This window comes from Succinispira mobilis DSM 6222 (genome assembly GCF_000384135.1).
GTDB classification, from domain to species: Bacteria; Bacillota; Negativicutes; order Acidaminococcales; family Succinispiraceae; genus Succinispira; species Succinispira mobilis.
On the sequence record NZ_KB913028.1, the window covers coordinates 766,756 to 790,013 of the forward strand.

A 23,258-nucleotide genomic window follows, 5' to 3' on the forward strand; every position below is an offset into this window, starting at 1 on the left:
GTTAATTAATCCAGCTCAATGGCTAAATATTTAAAAATATGTTATAATATTAAGCAAATAATCTAAAAATATTAGTAGAAATGGTAAAATAAACAATAAGAAGGTGTAGATATGAAAATAACATTTTTAGGTGCTGCACGTACAGTTACAGGTTCATGCTTTTTGCTAGAGACAGAAAAAACTAAGATAATAATTGATTGTGGGATGTTTCAAGGCTCGAAAAATATAACAGAATTAAATCGACGTGAATTTATGTTCCAGCCGAGTGAATTAACAGCTGTGATTTTAACTCACGCCCATATAGATCATAGTGGTTTAATACCTAAATTAATTAAAAATGGCTATAATGGCAAAGTGTTTTGTACTAAGGTTACAAAAGAACTTTGTGGAATTTTATTGCCGGATAGTGCGCATATTCAAGAGTCAGATGCGGAAATTGCCATGCGAAAAAATAAGCGTTCCGGCAAAGAAACACCACAGCCGCTATATACTATAGATGATGCCTATACAGCTTTAAAATATTTCCAAGAAGTCCCTTTGTATGACAAAATAAAAATTAGTGAAGATGTTGCGGTGCGTTATCGTTCGGCTGGACACATTATGGGGGCAGCGATGGTTGAAGTTTATGTTAAAGAGGCTGATAAAGAGATTAAACTCCTATTCTCTGGGGACTTAGGACAGCCGAAACAGCCGATCGTGCGCGAACCAGATGAAATTCGTAATACGGATTATTTGATAGTCGAGTCGACTTATGGGGACCGGGAGCATTTTGAATATGATAAGGAAGCTGAACTGGCTAAAATCATCAATGAAACATATGCGCGGGGGGGCAATCTAATAATCCCAGCTTTTGCGGTAGGCAGGACACAAACTTTATTATATTATTTTCAAAAACTCATCCAAGAAAATAAGATTCCGGAAATGCCGATTATTATTGATAGCCCTTTGGCAATCAAGGCTACGGATATAATTTTACGCAATCCGCAAGAATTTGATGAAGAAGCCTGTGATATTTATCGCAATCAAAATCAAAAACTGATTAATATTAAAACGTTAAGATTTGTTGAAACAAGTGAAGAATCGAAAGCTTTAAATAGTTTAGACACGCCGGCGATTATTATTTCGGCTAGTGGCATGGCAGATGCCGGTAGAATTTTACATCACTTGAAACACAATTTATGGCGGCCAGAGTGTAGTGTTTTATTTGCTGGATTCCAAGCTCGGGGTAGTTTGGGACGCTTGATTTTAGATGGTGCCAAAGTAGTTAAAATCATGGGGGAAAGAATCAGCGTAAAGGCTAAAATATATAATTTGCGTGGTTTTTCGGCACATGCTGATCGAGAACAAATTTTTGAATGGTTAGAAGGATTGGAATGTCGCCCGAGTGGTGTTTTTGTTGTACATGGCGAGTCAGATGTAGCAGATGTATTTGCTAATGATTTGCGTAAAGTTCTGGGGGCCGCTACTTATGTGCCACAATATGGTGATATAGCCTTAATTGATGGCTACAATTGGAAAATTAAGGAATCAGAAATCATTACTAAAGTACCGGCTATTCAAGAATTGCGCCAAGAATTACGGGGGATGGAAAAAAATTATTATGAATACAGAATGCGCTTAGAACAGTTGTTAAACCGCGATGAGAGCAAATTGAAAGAAATAAGACGGCGTTTGCAAAAAATAAATAAATATATGGAAGAAAATCTTAACGGTTTGTAAATATTTCTTTTGACATATGGAATATTAGAATATATAATATATGAACGTGAATGTATCTAGAAAAGGATGCACTATTTGGTGGCGTCCTTTTCTTTTGTTTAACTTAGGAGGAGAAATTTTAATGCAAAGAACAGACCTACGTAATATCGCTATAATCGCTCATGTTGACCACGGTAAGACCACTTTAGTAGATGCAATGTTAAGACAGAGCGGGGTTTTTCGTGCTAATGAAAACGTTGCGGAAAGAGTTATGGATTCTAATGATTTGGAGCGTGAAAGAGGTATTACGATTTTAGCTAAGAATACTTCAGTTATGTATAACGATGTTAAAATAAACATCTTAGACACTCCAGGTCATGCTGATTTTGGTGGTGAAGTTGAGCGTGTCTTAAATATGGTTGACGGGGTCGTGTTGTTAGTTGACGCCTTTGAAGGACCAATGCCGCAAACGAAGTATGTGTTGCGCAAAGCTTTAGAACAAAAGTTAAAACCAATAGTTGTTGTAAATAAAATTGATCGCCCAGATCAACGGGTGGAAGAAGTAGTTGATGAAGTTTTAGATTTGTTTATTGAGTTAGGTGCAAATGAGGAGCAAATTGAATTTCCAGTAGTTTATGCTTCAGCACGTAGCGGGATTGCTAAATTAAAAATGGAAGATGAAAGTACAGATATCAGTCCATTGTTTAAAGTTATTTTAGAACATATGCCTGCACCTCAAGGTGATGAAGAGGCACCACTGCAAATTATGGTTAATAATTTGGATTATGATGATTATGTAGGTAGAATTGTAATTGGTAGAATAATTAGAGGTACAATTAGTACTGGACAACAAGTAGCTGTAGTAGGCGAAGAACGCGAATATAAAACTAAAATTGGGAGATTATATACTTACCAAGGGTTAAAACGTGCAGAAACAGCTAACGCCAAATATGGTGAGATTGTTGCTTTAATTGGCTTATCAGACGTAAATATTGGCGATACTATTACACATCCGGATTTTCCCGAAGCTTTAGTCGGCACAAAAATTGATGAACCAACACTGTCAATGATTTTCAGTGTAAACAATAGTCCTTTTGCAGGCCGAGAAGGAGAATTTATTACCAGCAGACACTTACGCGATCGCTTATTTAAAGAAGTGAAAACTAATGTAAGTATGCGGTTAGAAGAAACTGAAAGTCCAGATTCCTTTATTGTTTCTGGTCGAGGCGAGTTACACTTATCGATTTTGATTGAGACTATGCGTCGTGAAGGTTATGAGCTACAAGTTGGTAAGCCAAAAGTAATTATGCATGACATCGATGGTGTTAAAAACGAACCAATGGAATATTTAACAATTGATGTACCACAAGAATTTATGGGTTCAGTTATGGAAGGGCTAGGCCTAAGAAGGGCTGAACTAGTTAATATGACAGAATTTGCAGGTTACTTAAGGATGGAATTTGTGGTTCCAGCAAGAGGCTTGATTGGTTTTAGAAATCAATTTTTGACAGATACGAAGGGTAACGGAACTATGCATCATGTATTCCATGGTTACGCTCCTTATAAAGGGGATATACCTGGTAGAACTCGTGGCGCCTTAGTTGCTTTTGAAAATGGCGAAACAACGCCTTATGGAATTAGTAATGTGCAAGAACGGGGCGTGGTGTTTGTATCTCCAGTTCAAGCTATTTACGAAGGACAAATTATTGGCGAAAATAGTCGCGAACAGGATATGGACGTAAATCCATGTAAAAAGAAGCATGTAACTAATATGCGTTCTAGTAGCGCAGATGATGCTGTAAGACTAGTGCCACCAAGACTACATTCTTTAGAGCAGGCCTTAGAGCATATTAATGAAGATGAACTAGTAGAAGTAACACCTAAAAGCATTAGAATGCGGAAAAAGATTCTTGATCGCGTACAAAGAAGTCGGATGCGTAAATAAATGTGCCAATGGTCCTGCCTTGCTGGGAACTAAAAAAATTGATATAATAATGTTAATATTATGTGGATAAACCTTTAGAAGGGGGTCTTAATGTGTTAGCTGAAATGGTATCAGCGGTGAAAAGCAAGTTTTTGACTGAGGAACATGATGAATTCGAGCAAGAAGATTTTCCAGAAATAATAAAAGAAGAAATTATTAAACCAACCCCCAAGGTTAGCAAGTTAGCAATTTTAACTGTTTGCCCAAGTGGTTTTGAAGAAGCAAAAGCTTTAGTTAAAGAGTTGGTTCAAGGAAAAGCGCTGTTGTTTTCTTTTAGTAAACTGAATAATGAAGACAAACAACGTACGTTTGATTTTCTAAATGGGGTGGCTTATGTAATAAACGCCAATGTGGAAAAGGTTACAAGAGAAACGATCCTTTATTCACCAGCGAATGCTAAGGTTGAACGTTTGACTAAGTTAAGCAGTTTAGAGAAAAAAGGTTTTCAAATAATTTAGATAAGAATAAAATAACCTATTGAAAGATAGGTTATTTTTATTTTATAATTAAAAGGATTTTCTAATTGTTTATAGAATATATAAAGTAATGGTATTGGCTATGTGCAGAAAAATTCAGAGGAAGATTAGAAAGAAGGTGACGATGTACTTAAAAGCAGTTTAAAAGTATCAAAATTAATGGATAGTTATTAGATAGTTATTAGACTTTCTAGTTTTTGCTGTCTCATAGGAAATTGGTTTCTGGTTTTATACCAAGGACGGTGTGGGAGGAATGCTGAAATGAAAAATAGGGTTTACAAGTTATTTAGTTTAGGTGGAAGCTGGGCAGTTCTAGCTTTGTTGGTGATAGTATTTTTTACTCCAAATAATGTTGAAGCTGCGGCAGAAACACATTCTTCATTTGTATTTCCTTTGTGGAGTGTAATACCTTTTGTAGGTATGCTATTGTCTATTGCGGTATGTCCGCTAGTAAATGCTCATTGGTGGGAAGAAAATATGGGCAAGGTTAGTTTGTTTTGGGCCGCTCTATTTACAATTCCTTCAGGGATCTTTTGGGGATTTGGTCAAGCTGCATACGAATTTATACATATTATGTTAGTTGATTACGTGCCGTTTTTAACCCTAGTTGCGGGCTTGTTTGTTGTGGCAGGTGGAATTAATGTTAGTGGACGTTTACCAAATACACCACTTTCTAATACAATAATGTTATTTATTGGCACTTTTTTAGCTAGTATTGTTGGAACTACGGGAGCTACAATGCTGGTTATTAGACCACTAATTAATGCTAATAGTGATAGACGTATGAAAATGCATACAATAATTTTCTTGATTTTCCTAGTAAGTAATATTGGCGGGGCCTTGACACCAGTCGGCGATCCTCCGCTATTTTTAGGGTTTTTACATGGGGTGCCTTTTTTTTGGACGTTAAAATTAATTGGCCCATGGTTAGTCAATATTTTCTTGCTGTTGACAGTATATTTTGCTTTAGATGCATTTTTTTATACACGACATAAATTACATATTAGTGAAGAAAGAGTTGCGGGTAGTGTAACTGGCCCAGCAAAATGGAATGAAATTACAGCTAAAGAACAAGTAGCGGAAATTTTTAGTGTACATGTACATAATGACGAGATGCATGGCGAAAAAACTATTCCCAAAATAAAAATTCTTGGACTACATAACTTGATTTTTTTAGCGGGCATTTTAGCAGCAGTTATTTTAAGTGGTACGCTGGCACATCATCCAATGTTTTATGATACTGCCAATAGTTGCTTAAAAGGTATAACTGTTATGCAGCATGCGGGACATGATTTTAATATAGCTTATATAAATATCGCAAGAGATGTAACAATTTTATTGATGGCATTGTGTTCTTTAAAGTTTACGTCGAAAGAAATTAGAACAAATAATAAATTTACTTGGATGCCAGTACAAGAGGTAGGCTTACTATTTGCCGGCATTTTCGCCACTATAGTTCCAGCTTTGCAAATTTTGCAAGTACGTGGTAATGAGCTTGGTGTTAATACTCCGGTAGAGTTTTTTTGGGCAACTGGAATACTTTCGAGTTTTCTTGATAATGCTCCTACTTATTTGGTGTTTACGAGTATGGCTGGGCAAATGGGTGCCACAACGGGTGTTATTACTGACTTGGGCATACTCAATGAACAGGTTTTAATGGCCATCTCCTGTGGAGCGGTGTTCATGGGTGCGAATACTTATATAGGCAATGCGCCTAATTTTATGACAAAGTCAATTGCTGAAGAAAATGGGATAAGGATGCCAAGCTTCTTTGGTTATATGCTTTGGTCGGGTGCGATTTTAATTCCGTTGTTTTTATTAAATACAGTATTGTTTTTCCGGTAGTTTTGTATAAAAAAGCTATTAATATTAAAGGAAATTTGCTATAATAAAGGTTGCGAAGAGGCAGAAAGTATCTTCTGCCTCTTTAAATTTATAAAAACTAGTATAGGAGGTTGTAATTTGGAAATTTATCGGGAAGTATCCAGAGAAGATTCGGAAAGAAACTTTTATCGCTATGGCGCTCTATTAGTAATATTAGCATTATTTGCCTGGGAAGCCTATCAGTCTAGTTTAGGGAAGATTAGTTTATTAGGCTGGTCTTATGCAACAATATTTTTAGGCTTATGGGTCTGGCGCTGTATATTTACATACACATATATACTTACAGATACAGAATTTATTGTATTAAGCCATGGATTAGGATTTACGCGTAAATATGTGAACAAATTAGAGCTTACAGAAAGTTATACTAATAAATATGTAAAAAGCTTTTTTAAGAAAACGAAGTTGCGACATTATATTCATCGCTATTCTTCAGTGGACGACGAAACAATGCGTTTGATTGTATTTAATGAAAATGGCTCGTTAAGAGGAGTTTTGTTTAAAGTAAGTGATAGATTTATCAAAGAATTGAGAAAAAAAATGCCTGAGAAATTTTTACCTTTAGAATAACTGGTGGAGGACTTTATGACAGACAGAGAAAGTATGGTTGTTTTAGAAAGATTAATTCAAATAATAGGTGTTTCTTTCGCGTATATTTATTTAGTTGCAAGACTTATTGGGCAAGAGAACAAAAACACCTGGTTTAAAAAAAGGACTCGCTCTAGTTTTTTTACAAGAAGAGGTTTTATGGGGGATTACATTAATTTTGGTTATCCAGTTAGTTGGCAAGGGATTTTGGTTTTTCTTGCCATATATGGTGCCATTTTTTCTTTTGGATACTGGTATTTGTTTGTTTTACCATTGATTTAAATAAGCAAGGAAATTGAGAGGGTTAATAGTGAAAGAGCAAATTGGGACAGTTATTGAAGTATATAGTACGCAAGCCAAGGTAAAAATGGGAGATAACCAACAACGAATAATTGATGCTTGGAATAGTGTGGGTGCTAAGGTTGGCAATAAAGTAAATGTAGAAGAGCGGGAAGTAAATATCCGCAAGTTGCAACTTATAACTTTTGGGTTGCCGATATTAGCGTTTTTAGCAGGATTTCTTTTTGGGGGGAATTTAGCAAATTATTTTGACCAAAATGTTTGGTTGGGCCGAGGAATTGGCGGTGTTGTTTGGTCAATTATTTCACTTTTTTACATAATTCCTTTAAGGAAAAATTTGAGTGGGAAAGATAATTATTGGATTGTCAGCAAAATAATTAATTAGCGAGGTGAATATATATGGAGTTTATTTTAGCTTCAGCCTCGCCTAGACGCAAAGACTTATTAGAGCAAATTGGTATTAAAGCACAAATACTTCCGAGTGAATTTCAAGAAGCTTCTAGCGGCGAAGACGTTTATCAGTTGTTGGAAACTAATACTTTAGGTAAACTAAACGATGTTGAGGGAAAAGTGTTGAATACTGATAAAGTTATCATTGCTGCGGATACGGTTGTGGTGCTTGATGGTAGAATTCTAGGGAAACCGGCTGATTTACATGAGGCAGTTAGTATGTTAGAATCTTTATCTGGCCGAGAACATAGTGTTTTGACTGGTTTGGCAATAAGTTACGCAGGTAAAAGAAACTATCAATTTCTAGAAACTAAGGTGAAATTTAAAACTTTAACTAAGGACGAAATTTATAGTTACGTGAACACTGGTGAAGGTTTGGATAAAGCGGGTGGCTATGCTGTTCAAGGGTTAGGGGCGGTTTTTGTTGAAAAGATTAAGGGGTGTTATAACAATGTTGTTGGTTTACCATTGAATTTATTATATTCAATGCTGAATTGTTGGCAAATTAAGACTCCAAAATTGAAGTAGACACTTTAAAGAGGTGTGGATATGGCTAATTATAAAATTAAAGATTTGCCTAATGAAGATCGGCCTCGTGAAAAATTATTGAAAAATGGGGCGCAGTATTTGACAGAGGTGGAATTATTAGCGATTTTAATTAGAAGTGGCACAAGAGAAAAATCTGCTTTAGATTTAGCTAAGGACTTACTGAAACAATTTGACAACATTGTTAATTTGGCAAAAGCTGATGTTTATGCTCTGGCTAAAACTAAAGGAATTGGTCTAGTAAAAGCCGTTAGTATTGAGGCAGCCTTAGAACTTGGTAAAAGAGTTATGGGCGCAAAAGTATTTCCGCTTGAAAGCATTACTTCACCGATAGATATAGCGAAAATACTTACGCCATTGTTAAGGTATGAAAATAAAGAGCAATTTTATGTATTACTCTTAAACATAAAAAATAAACTAATTGGTTTAGAAAAAGTTTCCGAAGGTACTTTAAATGCGACTATCGCTGAACCACGGGAGGTTTTTCTAAAAGCGATAACAAGAAATGCAGCTTCGATTATAGTAGCACACAATCATCCGTCTGGTGATAGCTATCCGAGTCAAGAGGATCGGAAAACGACAGAAAGAATGTGCACTGCAGGAGAAGTCTTGGGGATAAAGGTTTTGGATCATATTATTATAGGTAATGGCAATTACTATAGTTTTAAAGAGAAATCATTAATTTAGGGGGAAAAAAGGAATGTTTGGTTTGTTTAGCTCGCTGTCAAAGGATATGGGTATAGATTTGGGAACGGCAAATATTTTAGTGCATGTAAAAGGAAAAGGTATCGTTATTAATGAACCTTCAGTGGTAGCGATACAAAAAGATAATAACAAAGTTATGGCAGTGGGAGAAGAAGCTAAAAATATGTTAGGCAGAACTCCAGGTAATATTGTTGCAATTCGTCCTTTGAAAGATGGCGTTATTGCTGATTTTGATGTAACTCAAGAAATGTTGAAATATTTTATTCGTAAAGTTTTGGGTGGTAAGAGCTTGATACAACCTAGAATTGTTGTAGGTGTACCAGCAGGTGTAACTGAAGTTGAAAAAAGAGCTGTAATTGATGCTACAATGCAAGCAGGAGCACGGGAAGCGTTTATTATCGAAGAACCGATGGCTGCCGCTATTGGAGCTGGATTACCTGTGCATGAACCTACAGGCAGTATGATAGTTGATATTGGTGGCGGTACTACTGATGTGGCTGTAATTTCTTTGGGGGGCATAGTTAATAGCTGTTCTGTAAGAATTGGTGGCGATAAAATTGATGAAGCAATTGTGCAATATATTCGCAAACAATATAGCCTGCTAATTGGGGAACGTACTGCTGAAGAAATAAAAATTAATATTGGATCGGCAGTTGTAGTTGGTGCTGAAGAAGAATATAGTATTCGCGGTCGTGACTTATTAACAGGATTGCCTAAAAATATTAATGTAACTTCTAAACAAATTCAAGAAGCAATTAATGAACCGGTTACTGCAATAGTTGAAACAGTAAAAAGTACTTTAGAAAAAACTCCGCCAGAACTAGCCTCTGACATAATGGATAGAGGGATAATGTTAGCAGGTGGTGGAGCACTATTGAAAAATTTAGATAAATTAATTAGCAAAGAAACAGGGGTGCCTGTATTTATTGCAGATGAAGCGCTTTCTTGTGTTGCCATAGGCACAGGCAAAGTTGCTGAGAATGTGGATTTTCTAAAACAAGCAGAAATGGGTAGACGCAGAAGTAGCAGACTTAGGTGAGGTCAGATATGAGACTAATAGATAAGCATAAAAATTTTATATATGCACTAGTGATAATAGTGTTGTGTTTCTTTGTGGCGCGTAATGATTCTAGGTCGCTGTTAAATATTTTATTTTTAAACGTCTTAACACCAGTACAAGAAAAAGTTACTGATGGTGGAAGTTGGTTGGTTGGGCGCAAGGATTATTATTTTAATTTAGCCCATATTTATCAAGAAAATAATCGTTTAAAAAAAGAAGTTGAAGAATTACAAGCTGCTAATTATTCTACGGTAGAAGTTTGGGCAGAAAATAAGCGTTTACGGGAATTGCTCGCTTATCGGGAAGAAAATCGCCAGTTCACCTTAATTACTGCTAAGGTAATAGGGAGAGCTCCAGGCAGAATTAAAAACGAGTTTATTATTAACCGTGGTCGAGTTGATGGTATTAAAGAAAATATGCCAGTTGTTACCGCTGATGGTTTGATTGGTAGTATTGCTATGTTGTATGATAATTCAGCAAAAGTCAATCTGATTTCGCATCCCCAAAGTTCCGTGGGTGGACTAGTTCAACGAGTTGCTTCGAGAGCAGTGGGAATTGTTGGTGGGGAAGTAATAGATGGGCAGTATTTAAAAGTTAGTAAGTTATCGCGTGATGCAGATGTCATTGTCGGCGACAAAATTATTACTTCAGGTTTTGGTGGGATTTACCCAAAAGGCCTGCTGATAGGTGAAGTTTTGAAGGTGGAAAATGCAGATGGCGGTTTGCTAAAATATGCTATAATTAAACCGAGTGTTAATTATGATAAGTTAGAAGAGGTTATGATAATTACCAATGTTAATACTTTACCAGAAGTTGTAGGCAATAACTTGTTAAATAAGCCAATCGGAGAGAAAAAATGAAAAGAGAATTAGCCGTGTTATTTACGACAATACTAATTTTATTTATCCAAATAACTGTATGGCCGATGACTTTTTTTGCTAAAAGTGAAATTGTTTTGCCGTTGGTATATATTATAACTTTAAGTATGGTGTTTCCTTTAAAAACTAGCTTATTTAATGCTTTTATTGTTGGCGCAGTTCAAGATAACTTGTCTGGTGGGATGTTTGTTTTTCATTTGTTAACTACTTTAGTGTTGTCTTATATTATAATTCAAATTAGAGAAAAAACTTTCCGTGATAATGTTTATTTGTCTATCTTTTTAACTGCTGCTTTTTTGGTGGCATATAATGTGATTTATATAGTTTGGTCGTTGCTGGCTGGCTATGTTGTTTATAGTTGGATAAATATTTTAACTGATATGTTAGTTGGTGTGTTTGCTAGTTCAATAGTTGCTTATCCGTTACATATTCTGTGCAAAAAACTATATCAACAAACTGATTTCAGCTAAAGTCGATAGGTTGTTCTTGGAGGATACTTATGCTTAGTAAAAAATATACCTACAAATTTGAATTTATGGGTATGCTTATCGGAATTTTATTTCTAGTTTTAATCATGCGCTTAGTATATATGCAAGTTTTTGAAGGTGATTCATATAAACGGAAGGCTGATGGAAATAGAATTAGAATAACTTCAATTATGGCTCCAAGAGGTATTTTTTATGACCGCAAGGGAGATGTTTTGGCTACAAATCGGCCTGGATTTACAGTTTCCTTAGTGGTGACGAAAGGCAAAATCAATCAAGATAACTTAGGGAAATTAAGTAAAATACTTAATGTTTCAAGTGAAGAAATATTAAATAAAGTTTCTAAAAACACTGAGTTAAATCGAGTTGTTATAAAAACAGATGTTTCAGCAGAAATAGTTACAATGCTGGAAGAACGAAAGAGAGAATTTCCAGATGTTTTAATAGAAGTTCAACCTATAAGAATTTATTCACACAATCAATTGGCAGCACACATAATTGGTTATGTAGGTGATATAAATGAAACTGAGTTGGAAAAACTTAAGGAAAAAGGTTATGTAGCTGGTAGCGTATTAGGTAAGATGGGTTTAGAAAAAAAATATGATGAATATCTGCGTGGGAAAGATGGTGCTAACCGAGTCGAAGTTGATGTTTCCGGTAATGTGGTAGATAATCTAGGCAAAGAGGAACCAGTTCCAGGTTACAATGTTCAATTGACGATAGATGCAGAATTGCAAAAGGCTGCTGAGCAGGCTTTAGATGCGCAAATGGAATATTTACGCAAATATGGTGGTAGTCCTAATGCTTATGCAGGCGCATTAGTTGCTTTGGATCCGAACACTGGTGCAATTTTGGCTATGGTGAGTAGACCAACTTTTAATCCAAATTTGTTTTCTACGGGAATTTCCTATAAAGATTGGCGCGAGATAAATGAAAATCCATTCCATCCTATGGATAATAAGGCTATAAGTGGTGAATATCCGCCAGGGTCGACTTTTAAAATTGTTACTGCGGCAACTGCCTTAGAAACGGGAAAAGTAACGCCAGAAGAGTTATATTATGATCGTGGTTATCATCCGTTAGTTCCTGAAAAAGGCAATGATGAAGGCAAAGCTTTAGGCTCGATAAACTTAAAAACAGCGTTAGCTAAATCAGATAATGTATATTTTTATGAGATGGGTTTGCGGACAGGGATTGATAAGTTAGAGGAATATTCGAGGAAATTCGGCTTTGGTTCATTAACAGGAATAAATTTAGATGGCGAATCAGAAGGTTTAGTTGCTAGTCGTGATTATAAACGTCGAGTTTTTGATGAGGACTGGTATTTAGCAGAAACTTTTGATGCGACAATTGGACAAGGTTTCCAACTAGCCACGCCTATACAACTAGCCATAGCAACAGCAAGTGTTGCTAATGGCGGCATAAGATATCGTCCATACTTAATTGAGAAAATCTTAGATCAGAATGGAAAAGTAATTAAGGAATTTAAAAAAGAAAAAATAGCAGATATCGGTGTTAGTAAAAGTAATTTAGCCGCGATTAACTTAGGTTTGCGTGGTGTAGCTCAAGAAGGTGGTACTGGACAGCAGTTGAAAGATTTCCCAATACCAATAGCCGGGAAAACAGGAACAGCAGAAAACCCGCATGGCAAAAATCATGGTGTTTTTGTTGGCTATGCACCATTTGACAATCCTAGCATTGTTGTGGCAATTATTATTGATCAAGGTGGTTACGCAAGTATGTCCGTAGTACCAGTTGCTAGAAAAGTTTTTGCGGCAGCATTTGGGATAAAGGAGTAGATGTTATGCAGGAAAAATTGACTTTAAAGGGCAAAAAAAATGGTTTGGAACTGCATGTGCAAGATGACCTAGATTTTGAAGAATTATTAACTTTAGTTGAGAAAAAATTAAAAGCAACGGGAGATTTTTTGAAGAAGTCTCCTGTTGAAATGAATATTTCACTTATAGGTAAAGTGATTTTAAAAGATGAGCAAAAAGAAATACTAAAAGCTCTTATGGAAAAATATTCTTTAACATATGTTGAAACAGAACTTATTGCTAAACCAACAAAAATAACTTCGGAGAAAATGACAATTGATATTGAAGAAAATAAACAAAAAGTTTGTGAGAGCAATATTTCATTTGTAAATGGTGAAGTTGCAGAGGAACAGTGTTTGATAGTATATAAAACATTGCGTGGCGGGCAGCATGTTAGTTATTGTGGTTCCGTTGTAATAATTGGCGATGTGAATCCAGGTGCAACAGTATTGGCCGAAGGGAATATTACGATTAGTGGCGTGAGCCGAGGATTTTTACATGCAGGCGCTTTAGGTGATGCTGAGGCTGTAATTACAGCAAGCAAGATAATCGGTGGTCAATTACGTATTTCTGAATACATAGCTGTGGGCGGACAAGATATAACAAATAGCTCCAAAGTACTAGAGCGTGCAAAAGTGGTAGATGGTAATATAGTTATATACAATTTAGTATAAGCAATAAATTACAACAAAAATATTGAAGTAAGGAGCTAAAGCATATGGGTGAAGTTATTGTTATAACATCAGGTAAAGGTGGCGTAGGCAAGACTACTACTACAGCGAATCTAGGTGCAGGGTTAGCAATGCAAGATAAGAGTGTTGTGTTGATTGATACTGATATCGGTTTAAGAAACCTAGATGTGGTTATGGGTTTGGAAAACAGAATAGTTTTTGATTTAGTCGATGTGGTTGAAGGACGTTGTCAATTAAAAAAAGCATTAATAAAAGATCGCCGTTATGAAAAGTTGTTTTTGCTACCGGCATCACAAACAAAAGATAAAAATAGCGTAAACCCAGAGCAAATGGTAGAATTATGTGCTGAACTCAAAAAAGAATTTGACTATGTTTTGATTGATTGTCCAGCCGGGATTGAAAGTGGCTTTAAAAATGCGATTGCTGGAGCCGACAAGGCAATAATTGTAACAATGCCAGAAGTTTCGTCAGTACGGGATGCAGACCGCATAATTGGTCTATTAGAATCAGCTGGTTTGTCCAATCCACGGTTAATCGTAAATAGAATTAGGACTAATATGGTAAAACGGGGCGATATGCTAGATATTCGTGATATAGAAGATATTTTGGCGATAAAATTAATTGGCATGATTCCAGATGACGAACAGGTTATAATTTCTACTAATAAAGGTGAGCCAGTGGTAGTAGCAGAAGATTCAATAGCAGCAAGAGCTTATAACAACATTGTTGGTAGAATGTTGGGACAGGAAATTCCGTTTATAAACTTGAATCATCAAGAAAGTTTTTTTGAAAAGATTAAAAATATTTTTAGAAAATGAATTTAGGGATGGTGCTGTAACATGATGGATTTAATACAAAAGTTTTTCTCTTCTAATAGTCGTGATAAAGCTGGGTCTAAAAATATTGCGAAGGAAAGATTGCAATTTGTTTTAGTACAAGATAAATTAGAAATCTCACCAAGAAATCTTGAAAAAATAAAAGACGAATTAATTGCAGTACTTTCCAAGTATGTAGAAATAGATCGGGAATATATTGATATTACTTTGAATAAAATTGATACATCAACAGCTATAATTGCTAATATTCCTGTTAAAAAGAAAAAAGGTTAGTTTGTGGGGAAAAAATGATAAATAATAAGTTATTAAGAAACCTCGATTGTACTTTAATCGGGGTTACTGTTTTATTAAATATTATTAGCATAATAATGATTGGGAGCGCAACACACGTAAATAGCATTGCCGAGGATCGTTATTGGTATATGCAAAGACAAGGAATATTTTTTTTGGTTAATGTGCTAATTGTATTTTTTACTTTAAAATTTGATTACCGTAATTTGTTACAAGCTAGTAAAGTTATATATATTTTTAATTTATTGATGTTAGTAGCGGTGCTAGTTGTAGGTCATTCAGCTTTAGGGGCTCAAAGATGGATTCAAATTGGGCCAGTAAGTTTACAACCCAGTGAATTTTCTAAAATAATTATGATCGTTACCTTTGCCGCTTTTCTCGAAGAGCGCAAAGGCAAATTGAAAAAACTAGTAGATATAGCTCCAGTATTATTGTTTGTAATAATTCCAGCGATAATAGTGATGAAACAACCTGACTTAGGTACTTCGCTAGTTTTTTTTGCGATTATGTTAGGGATGGTTTATGTAGCCGGAATTAATACTAGGTTTTTATTGTCATCTATGGGGATTTGCGTACTGTTGTTACCTGTTTTTTGGCAAGTTTTAAAAGAATATCAAAAATCTAGAATAAAAGTTTTTTTAAATCCCGAAATGGATCCACTTGGCTCTGGGTACCATGTTATCCAATCAAAAATAGCAATTGGTTCAGGGTTAATTACAGGAAAAGGACTATTTCAAGGGACGCAAAGTCAATTAAGTTTTTTACCGGAAAACCATACAGACTTTATTTTTGCTGTAATAGGTGAAGAGTTAGGTTTAATTGGTTGTCTGTTTGTATTATTGCTGTATGCGATATTGATATATCGAGGTTTGAAAATTGCAATGAATGCTCAAGATGATTTTGGAGCCTTGATTGCAGTGGGAATTGTTTCAATGTTTATTTTTCATTTGTTTGTAAATATTGGGATGACAATTGGGATAATGCCAGTGACAGGAGTACCCCTGCCTTTTATGAGCTATGGGGTAAGTGCTTTGACAACTAACATGCTGTCAGTAGGATTGCTGTTGAATATAAATATGCGTAAACAAAAACTAATGTTCTAGGAGAAGTGTAATGAAAAAAAACAAAACGGCAATACCAGAAAAATTCTTGCACCAGGTTTTAAAACCAGCACGTTATACTGGGGGAGAATTTGGCAATATATATAAAGATGAACAAAATATACCAGTTAAGTTTGCTTTGGCTTTTCCTGATATTTATGATGTCGGAATGAGTTATTTAGGTTTTAAAATTTTGTATCATTTACTAAATCAACAGGAGTATATTTGGGCAGAAAGAGTTTATACGCCTTGGGTAGATATGCAAAAAATAATGCAGGCTGAGCAATTAACTCTAGGGAGTATAGAAAGTAAACGAGCTTTAAATGAGTTTGATTTTGTTGGTTTTACTTTGCAATATGAGATGTCTTATACTAATATTGTGAAAATGCTCCAGTTGGGTAAGATAGATTTATTAGCAAAAGAGCGAGATGAAAACCAACCGTTTATTGTGGGCGGCGGGCCTTGTGTTTATAATTGTGAACCACTAGCTGATTTTTTCGATATTTTTATTATTGGCGAAGGTGAAGAAGTGCTTATTGAACTTTGTGCAGCCTATAGAAATTGGAAATTAGCGGGGAAGGTTGGCGGCAAAAATGAATTTTTACGTTTAGCTGCCCAAATTTCAGGTATTTATATTCCGAATTTTTACGATATAACTTATCAAGCTGATGGGCAAATTGCAGCTGTAAAACCCAATATGCCAGAGGCACCAGCTATAGTTTATAAGCGTGTTGTTCAAGATTTAGATAAGGTTGATTATTTTACTAAACCAATTATTCCGTTTACAGACATTGTACATAATCGGATTATGTTGGAAATTTTCCGAGGGTGTACACGGGGTTGTAGGTTTTGTCATGCCGGCATGGTGTATCGCCCAGTAAGGGAACGCAGTAAGGAACGCTTAAAAGATTTGGCGAGAAAACTTGTTGCCAATACAGGTTACGATGAAATGTCGCTTGTATCTTTAAGTACAGCAGACTACTCATGTTTGCAGCCTTTAATTGAAGAATTTATTGAAGAATTTCGTTCGGAACAAGTAAGTGTTTCTTTGCCTTCTTTGCGCATTGATAGTTTTTCAGTTGATTTAGCAAAAAAAGTCCAAACAGTAAGGCGCAGTAGCTTGACTTTTGCACCAGAAGCTGGAAGTCAGCGGATGCGCGATGTTATTAACAAAGGTGTGACAAAAGAAGATCTTTTAAATGCTGTTAAAAGTGCCTTTGAATCAGGTTGGTCACATGTTAAATTATACTTTATGATTGGCTTACCTACGGAAACAGACGAAGATATAAAAGCTATAGCAGAACTTGCTTATAGTGTATTAGCATGTTATAAGGAAGTTACGGGTAAGGGGGGCGCGAAAGTTACGGTAAGTGTTTCTAATTTCGTGCCTAAACCACACACTCCTTTTCAATGGGTAGTACAAACTTCAGAAGAAGAATTAAAAAGAAAACAATACTTACTTAAAGAAATTTTGCAACAAAATAAAAATATTAATTTTCAATATCATGATAGTAAAGTTAGTAGATTAGAAGGAGTTTTTGCACGTGGGGATCGGCGCTTGGGCAAAGTACTTGCGAGAGCTGTAGCCTTAGGAGCGGAGTTTGATGGCTGGTCGGATAAATTTAATTATCAAGCTTGGGTGGAGGCTTTTGCTTTAGAGGGCGTGGATATGGCTTTTTATATTGATCGTCAACGTGATTTTTCAGAAGTTTTTCCATGGGATCATATTCAACCTGCGGTGCAAAAAAGCTTTTTAATAAGTGAGTACCAAAAAGCTTTGGCAGAACAATTAACAACAGATTGTCGTCGGGGAATTTGTACTGGCTGTGGAGTCTGTCCTAAATTAGGAGTTCATATCGTAGATGGGCAGGTGCAAGAGAATGAAAATTAGACTGTTAATTACTAAGGATCGAGAAATTTCATTTATTTCACATTTGGAATATGTGAAAACTATCGAAAGAGCAATAAAAAGAGCTAAAATTCCAGTGGCTTATTCCGAAGGATTTAATCCGCACATGAAGATTTCCTTAGCATCAGCTTTAGGGGTGGGGGTTAGTAGTAATTGTGAGGCTTGTGAAATTGAACTAAAACAGCTTGAGGCTCCAGAAGTATTAGTGAGTAGACTTAAAGATTGTTTGCCCAGAGGAATAAAAATAGTGGCAGTGGACATGGTGCCCAAAAAAACAGCGAAATTAATGGCTACGGCTCGAGCAGCAGATTATTTAGTGACTTTGCCGCTAGTGAAAGAGTTATCAATAACGGAATTGAATGCTATTGAACAAGCTTATGGAGATACGTTAGAGATAAAATTTCAAAAAAAATTGCCGAAAAACAAAGGTGTCAAAACAATAGATCTCAAAGATTTTGTAGGTGCAATTAGTTTGCAGCAAGAAAACCAAAATTTATTGATAAAGTTCAGTTGTTTAATAACGCCCACAGGAAGTCTAAAAGCTATGGAAATTTCCCAAGTGCTCGTTGAACACTTTGCATTACCTGTTTCCTTGGAAGATATTCATATTTTAAGAGAGCGACTATACACTTTTGATGAAATGGGTGTAGCAAAATCATTGATAGGCAATTGAGGATAATGCTATGCAAAAAAAAATTATAATTAGTGCTAATGCGGAGCAAACTTGTGTGGCTTTATGTGAAGATGATGTGCTGGTTGAATATACAATGGAAGGGACCTATTCCGAAAGTTTAGTAGGCTGTGTGTTTAAAGGTCAAATAAAACAAGTTAAACGTGGTATTAATGCTGCGTTCCTAGATATTGGTATTGGAAAAAATGTTTTTATGACGATGGAACCAAACTCACAGATAACAGAAGGGCAGATAATAATTGTACAAGTAGTTAAAGATGCTACGGGTGATAAAGGTGCTGTTGTTAGTCAAAAAATTTCTCTAGCAGGTAGATATGTTGTCTTAATGCCGTTAGTAAATTATATTGGCATATCTAAGAATATAACAGATAAAGAAAAACGCTTATCTTTGGAAAAATTGGCAAAAACAACAAGAACTTTAGATATAGGCTTAATAATGCGAACTAATTGTCAAGAGGCAAGTATGGAAGAAATAGCCTTGGATATTAAGCAAGCGATTTCTTTGTGGCAAGGAATACAAGCTAAATATAAAATTTTGCCAGTCGGTAGCATTTTATATCGAGAACTATCCTTACCAGTTAGAGTAATCAGAGATTATTTGCAAGTGGAAATTTCGGAAGTAATTGTTGATAATGAAGCCATATACCGTATTATTCAAGAATTGGCTAATGACATAGACCAGCAGCTAATAAAAAAAATAAAACTGTATCGCAATAAAATAGATATATTTAAGTTTTATGGTTTAAATCAAGAAATTAATAATTTACTAAATCGTAGGGTCGATTTGGCTAATGGTAGTTACTTAATTTTTGACTATACCGAAGCCCTAACGGTGGTAGATGTAAACAGTGGTAAATTTACTGGCCAAAATAAAATGGGCGACAGTTATTTGCAAGCAAATTTATTAGCAGCGCAAGAAATTGCTAGGCAAATAAGACTTAGAGATATTACGGGTATAATCATTATAGATTTTATTGATATGCAAAAGGAAAAAGAACGCGAACAAATTAGTCAGGTTTTGAAAAATAAATTTATCTTAGATAGGCGTAAGCCAAAAGTTATAGGCTTTACAGAATTAGGCTTGATGCAGATTACCAGAAAAAAGATGCGAAAAAATATGTATAACTTGTTGATGTCGGATTGTAATTATTGCCATGGTAGTGGTAAATTGAAATCAGTAGAGCATGTTTCCTTGGAAATTTATCGCAGCCTAATAAGTTTAAGTAAAGAAAAATTAAGCAACAGGAAAATAGTTTTGCAAGTTCATCCAATTTTAGGGGATTTTTTTAGTAAAAAATACTTGGCAAATGTAGAACATAACCTTAATTTAAAAATTAAGGTTAAACTAGTGGAGTCTATGCACCGGGAATTATTTTCGATTTTGTTGGATAAAGCTTAGCACAACTTGACAATAAGTATTACATATGATATCATTTCATAGATTAAAATTATATCTATAATTTTATCCCAAACCGCACGGAGAGGTTCAGGTTAAATTACGTAGGTAATACCGTATTCGGCGAGTAACATATGAGGGAGGTGTAATTATGTACGCAATTATTAAAACTGGTGGTAAACAATACCGTGTTAGCGAAGGAGATACTCTAGTTGTAGAAAAATTATTGGCTGGCGAAGGCGAGCAAGTAGTTTTTGAAGAGATTCTTTCAGTAGTTAATGGCGAAGATATGAAATTTGGTACTCCATTTGTAGCTAACGCTAAAGTAACAGCTAAAGTTGTTGAACATGGCAAAGGTGAAAAGATTTTAGTTTTCAAATACAAAGCTAAATCTAACTACCGTAAACGTCAAGGTCATCGTCAACCTTTTACAAAAGTTGTTATTGAGAAAATCGAAGCCTAATGACAAATATTGATATTGTACGTAATAAGCAGAAACGGATTATTGAGTTTTCTGTACAAGGACACTCAAATTATGCTAATTATGGCGAAGATATTGTTTGTGCTGGAATTTCAGCACTGACTCAGGCGGCCTTGTTGGGCTTGGTAGAGCATCTTAAACTCGCTGTAGTGCACGAGGTTAAACCGGGTCTTTTAAAGGTAACTTTGACGGAGCAACTGCTAGATGAACGCTCCGATGCAATATTAGAAACGATGGTGCTAGGTTTAAGGCAGATAGCACAAGCGTACAAAAAACATGTGCGCATTAAAGAGAGCGGGAGGTGAAATACTGTGTTTAAATTTAATTTACAATTATTTGCATCTAAAAAAGGTGTTGGTAGTACTAAAAATGGTCGTGATAGCCATTCAAAACGTTTAGGCGTGAAAAGACATTCTGGCGAAACTGTAACTGCAGGTAGCATTTTAGTTCGTCAACGTGGAACAAAATTTCACCCAGGTCATAATGTTGGCATAGGTAAAGATGATACATTATTTGCGAAAATACCTGGTCGCGTGGCTATAGAACGTAAAGGTCGCAGTGATCGTCAAATCAGTGTATATCCTGTAGAAGTGGCCATCTAAAACAATTAAATAAAAGCTGTTTCCTTTGCTTAGCTTAGGAAACAGCTTTTTTGCATAATAATTTATTTTAAAAGCAATTTATTGTGCCGATTTACTTAACTTGTTCCAAACGTGGATTAGGTAAAAATTTTCTACCCTGTTTAGAAGCTGGTTTACCATCAACCAAAACAATATCGGCAGTGAAATTTATATTTCCATCAAAGAAACTACTACCAATAGCGTAAGTGTCTACGGGAACTTTAGCTTGCTCGAATTCAGCTATTTTAGTAGCATTAAAGCCGCCAGAAACCATGATTTTTACATGCTTAAAGCCTTCTTGATCAAGTGCTTGGCGTACGTTGTGGACTAATTGCGGACAAACACCTGTCGGATTAAACATGCCCATGTTTTCTAATACAGATTTGTCTACCATATTCCCGGAGGTATCAAGACGAACTCCGAATAATTTATCGCCGAAACGTCTTGCAGCTTCGAGTGAAGTCTGAACACAATCATTATCGAAGTCAACTAGAGCAACACGTTTAATATCAGCGGGCATATATTTGTCAAAAGCTTCCGTTGCAGCAAGGGTATCTTTATTGTAAGTGGCAATTAGCGCATGGGGAATTGTACCCACACCTTGCAGGTTAATGTAGGCTCCGTTTGCATCAGTTGAAACTGCGTTTACACCACCGATGTAGGCTGCATAACCATCACGCTCTTGCACGCTATAGTGATCATAACGCGAAGAAAAGAAAAGAACTGGCTTGTTGTTAGCAGCTCGCACACAAGCATCAACATTAGTAGCGATGCGCGTTTGGCGTGCGAGTGCACCTAGGTAAATAGTCTCTAAATGAACAAAGTCTTGATAGCGCCCCTCAATGGTCATAACTGTTTCCCAGGGTTGCACGTGATCACCATCATATAAAGCGCTTATTTTTAAATTATCAGGATTATAGGCGCAACGTTTTAAAATAGCAATACTTTCTTCAATGCCACAAAGACAAACTTGATCGCGTTGAAAAACCTGCATTAGTACCTGGGGATTTTTATTATCTGAATTTAAAATATCAGCAGTGCGCAAAAAATATTTATCAGTATAAAATCCAGACTTGATTTTTTCCACTGGTAAATCGAAGGTGTTAATGTCTAATCTTTTTTTCATGATCTTCTCCTTAGTCATTAGCTTAAAATAATATTACATAAAAAAATTTCTTAGGGTAGTTACTTTAATGCTAATTATGATACAATAAATGACAGTGCTTTTGCAAGCATTTTAAGTAAAAGGATGATTATAATGCTGAAAAAACAAGAAAAATTTAAAATACTGTTATTAAGTTTACCAATTGGTAGTGGGCATACGATTGCGGCACAAGCTCTAGCTAAGGAGTTAGAAAAATATAATGTAGAGACTAAACATTTAAATGTTTTTGAGTATATCCCCAAGTTTTTAACAGCAATATTTATGCAAGCTTATTTATTAAGTTTGCGTATATCACCGCAAATTTATTCATTTCTCTATAAATGGGGCAATAAGGATAATAAAAGTACTTTTTCAAGAGACCTTCTTAATGCATATATTGCTAGGAGAGCTTATCGAGATATTTGTCACTGGCAACCGGATTTAATTATTGCTACGCATGCGACTGCGGCAGGGATTGTTGCACAAATGAAACAGCAACGACAACTAAAAGCTCCGCTTATTGGAGTGGTTACTGATTACACTATGCATAATTGGTGGTACTATCCAGAAGTGGCAGAGTATTATCTGCCCGATATTAACCTAGATAAAATAATGTTTTCAGAAAACCAACGAATTTTTAAGTTTGGAATTCCTTTGCGACAAGAATTCAGTCAGCCTGCTGCTAATAATAAAAAATTATTATTAGCTAAGTGGCAGATTAAAACTAACGATAAGCTCTGTTTGTTATTAGGCGGCGGCGAAGGATTATTGCCAATGTTGGAAATAATCAAGGCACTAAAAGCTAAGAAAAATTTAACTTTTATAGCCGTTACGGGAAATAACGAAACTTTATATCACCAAATACAGAATATAAAAGATGTAAAAATTTATAATTATCGCTTTGTGGAAAAAATTGTAGAGTTAATAGAGTTAGCAGATGTAGTAATTTCTAAAGCTGGTGGATTAAGCTCCACAGAGATAATAAGTAGACAAGTACCTTATATTATATATAAGCCCTTACCTGGACAAGAGAGAAAAAACGCTGAGTACTTACAAGAAATGTATGGTGCTGAGATTGTAGAACAAGAGGAAAATTTGAGTGAAAAAGTCAATTGCTTATTGTGCGGCGTACGGAGACAAGCCAAAAAAGAGTTGAATTTGACAAGTACTAGGCTTATTTGTAGCAAGATACTGCAACACTTTTGCAAAAACTAATTATAAAAACTT

Annotated in this window: 25 protein-coding genes; 24 read left to right on the top strand and 1 reads right to left on the bottom strand. The window is 35.5% G+C overall.

The window, feature by feature from the left end:
* The first annotated feature begins 111 nt into the window (after positions 1-111).
* From SUCMO_RS0103635 to rpmA, 23 genes are all read left to right on the top strand, one after another.
* Positions 112-1,719 carry an MBL fold metallo-hydrolase RNA specificity domain-containing protein gene (locus tag SUCMO_RS0103635; protein ID WP_019879128.1) on the top strand — a complete coding sequence of 536 codons (1,608 nt, stop codon included), beginning with the start codon at positions 112-114 and terminating at the stop codon, positions 1,717-1,719.
* Between the two features lie 121 nt (positions 1,720-1,840).
* On the top strand, positions 1,841-3,643 hold the full coding sequence (gene typA / locus SUCMO_RS0103640) for a translational GTPase TypA (protein WP_019879129.1): 1,803 nt from the start codon (positions 1,841-1,843) through the stop codon (positions 3,641-3,643).
* A gap of 92 nt (positions 3,644-3,735) precedes the next feature.
* Positions 3,736-4,140 carry a cell division protein SepF gene (sepF, locus tag SUCMO_RS0103645; RefSeq protein ID WP_019879130.1) on the top strand — a complete coding sequence of 135 codons (405 nt, stop codon included), beginning with the start codon at positions 3,736-3,738 and terminating at the stop codon, positions 4,138-4,140.
* A 279-nt stretch (positions 4,141-4,419) separates the two neighbouring features.
* The gene (locus SUCMO_RS0103650; protein ID WP_019879132.1) at positions 4,420-6,003 is read left to right on the top strand and encodes a sodium:proton antiporter; all 1,584 of its coding nucleotides are present in this window, start codon (positions 4,420-4,422) and stop codon (positions 6,001-6,003) included.
* Positions 6,004-6,120: 117 nt separating this feature from the next.
* Complete coding sequence (locus tag SUCMO_RS0103655) at positions 6,121-6,612, top strand: hypothetical protein (protein WP_019879133.1); 492 nt, start codon at positions 6,121-6,123, stop codon at positions 6,610-6,612.
* A 15-nt stretch (positions 6,613-6,627) separates the two neighbouring features.
* A complete protein-coding gene (locus tag SUCMO_RS0103660) occupies positions 6,628-6,912 on the top strand; it encodes a hypothetical protein (protein WP_019879135.1) in 285 nt (94 codons plus the stop codon).
* Positions 6,913-6,940: 28 nt separating this feature from the next.
* Positions 6,941-7,315: a SoxR reducing system RseC family protein gene (locus tag SUCMO_RS0103665; protein ID WP_019879137.1), complete on the top strand. Its 375-nt coding sequence runs from the start codon at positions 6,941-6,943 to the stop codon at positions 7,313-7,315.
* A gap of 14 nt (positions 7,316-7,329) precedes the next feature.
* Positions 7,330-7,908, top strand: coding sequence for a Maf family protein (locus tag SUCMO_RS0103670; protein WP_019879138.1), 579 nt, complete (start codon positions 7,330-7,332; stop codon positions 7,906-7,908).
* A gap of 21 nt (positions 7,909-7,929) precedes the next feature.
* Positions 7,930-8,613 (top strand): RadC family protein, encoded by a 684-nt coding sequence (radC, locus tag SUCMO_RS0103675; protein WP_019879139.1) that lies wholly within the window; start codon positions 7,930-7,932, stop codon positions 8,611-8,613.
* Positions 8,614-8,626: 13 nt separating this feature from the next.
* Positions 8,627-9,670 carry a rod shape-determining protein gene (locus SUCMO_RS0103680; protein WP_019879140.1) on the top strand — a complete coding sequence of 348 codons (1,044 nt, stop codon included), beginning with the start codon at positions 8,627-8,629 and terminating at the stop codon, positions 9,668-9,670.
* A gap of 8 nt (positions 9,671-9,678) precedes the next feature.
* Positions 9,679-10,551, top strand: a complete 873-nt coding sequence (gene mreC, locus SUCMO_RS0103685; protein ID WP_019879141.1) for a rod shape-determining protein MreC — start codon at positions 9,679-9,681, stop codon at positions 10,549-10,551.
* Positions 10,548-11,039, top strand: coding sequence for a rod shape-determining protein MreD (gene mreD / locus SUCMO_RS0103690; RefSeq protein ID WP_019879142.1), 492 nt, complete (start codon positions 10,548-10,550; stop codon positions 11,037-11,039). The genes mreC and mreD overlap by 4 nt, the downstream gene beginning before the upstream one ends.
* A 29-nt stretch (positions 11,040-11,068) precedes the next feature.
* Positions 11,069-12,853, top strand: coding sequence for a penicillin-binding protein 2 (gene mrdA, locus SUCMO_RS0103695; protein ID WP_019879143.1), 1,785 nt, complete (start codon positions 11,069-11,071; stop codon positions 12,851-12,853).
* Positions 12,854-12,858: 5 nt separating this feature from the next.
* Complete coding sequence (gene minC / locus SUCMO_RS10940) at positions 12,859-13,545, top strand: septum site-determining protein MinC (protein ID WP_019879144.1); 687 nt, start codon at positions 12,859-12,861, stop codon at positions 13,543-13,545.
* A gap of 44 nt (positions 13,546-13,589) precedes the next feature.
* Positions 13,590-14,381 carry a septum site-determining protein MinD gene (gene minD, locus SUCMO_RS0103705; protein ID WP_019879145.1) on the top strand — a complete coding sequence of 264 codons (792 nt, stop codon included), beginning with the start codon at positions 13,590-13,592 and terminating at the stop codon, positions 14,379-14,381.
* 21 nt (positions 14,382-14,402) lie between these two features.
* Positions 14,403-14,672 (top strand): cell division topological specificity factor MinE, encoded by a 270-nt coding sequence (gene minE / locus SUCMO_RS0103710; protein ID WP_019879146.1) that lies wholly within the window; start codon positions 14,403-14,405, stop codon positions 14,670-14,672.
* Between the two features lie 14 nt (positions 14,673-14,686).
* Positions 14,687-15,793, top strand: a complete 1,107-nt coding sequence (gene rodA / locus SUCMO_RS0103715) for a rod shape-determining protein RodA (RefSeq protein ID WP_019879147.1) — start codon at positions 14,687-14,689, stop codon at positions 15,791-15,793.
* 10 nt (positions 15,794-15,803) lie between these two features.
* Positions 15,804-17,681, top strand: a complete 1,878-nt coding sequence (locus tag SUCMO_RS0103720) for a TIGR03960 family B12-binding radical SAM protein (protein ID WP_019879148.1) — start codon at positions 15,804-15,806, stop codon at positions 17,679-17,681.
* Positions 17,671-18,372 (top strand): TIGR03936 family radical SAM-associated protein, encoded by a 702-nt coding sequence (locus SUCMO_RS0103725; RefSeq protein WP_019879149.1) that lies wholly within the window; start codon positions 17,671-17,673, stop codon positions 18,370-18,372. The genes SUCMO_RS0103720 and SUCMO_RS0103725 overlap by 11 nt, the downstream gene beginning before the upstream one ends.
* Before the next feature lie 10 nt (positions 18,373-18,382).
* The gene (locus tag SUCMO_RS0103730) at positions 18,383-19,789 is read left to right on the top strand and encodes an Rne/Rng family ribonuclease (protein WP_019879152.1); all 1,407 of its coding nucleotides are present in this window, start codon (positions 18,383-18,385) and stop codon (positions 19,787-19,789) included.
* Positions 19,790-19,937: 148 nt separating this feature from the next.
* Complete coding sequence (gene rplU, locus SUCMO_RS0103735; protein ID WP_019879153.1) at positions 19,938-20,249, top strand: 50S ribosomal protein L21; 312 nt, start codon at positions 19,938-19,940, stop codon at positions 20,247-20,249.
* Positions 20,249-20,572: a ribosomal-processing cysteine protease Prp gene (locus SUCMO_RS0103740; protein ID WP_019879154.1), complete on the top strand. Its 324-nt coding sequence runs from the start codon at positions 20,249-20,251 to the stop codon at positions 20,570-20,572. Before rplU ends, SUCMO_RS0103740 begins: the two co-directional genes overlap by 1 nt.
* 6 nt (positions 20,573-20,578) lie before the next feature.
* Positions 20,579-20,869, top strand: coding sequence for a 50S ribosomal protein L27 (gene rpmA, locus SUCMO_RS0103745; RefSeq protein ID WP_019879155.1), 291 nt, complete (start codon positions 20,579-20,581; stop codon positions 20,867-20,869).
* A 91-nt stretch (positions 20,870-20,960) separates the two neighbouring features.
* On the opposite strand, the gene SUCMO_RS0103750 is transcribed toward rpmA, so the two are convergent.
* Entirely contained in the window at positions 20,961-22,013 is a 1,053-nt protein-coding gene (locus SUCMO_RS0103750) for a nicotinate phosphoribosyltransferase (RefSeq protein ID WP_019879156.1), read from the bottom strand.
* 132 nt (positions 22,014-22,145) lie between these two features.
* Between SUCMO_RS0103750 and SUCMO_RS0103755 the strand changes: the two genes are divergently transcribed.
* The gene (locus tag SUCMO_RS0103755) at positions 22,146-23,246 is read left to right on the top strand and encodes an MGDG synthase family glycosyltransferase (RefSeq protein ID WP_019879158.1); all 1,101 of its coding nucleotides are present in this window, start codon (positions 22,146-22,148) and stop codon (positions 23,244-23,246) included.
* Positions 23,247-23,258: the final 12 nt, after the last annotated feature.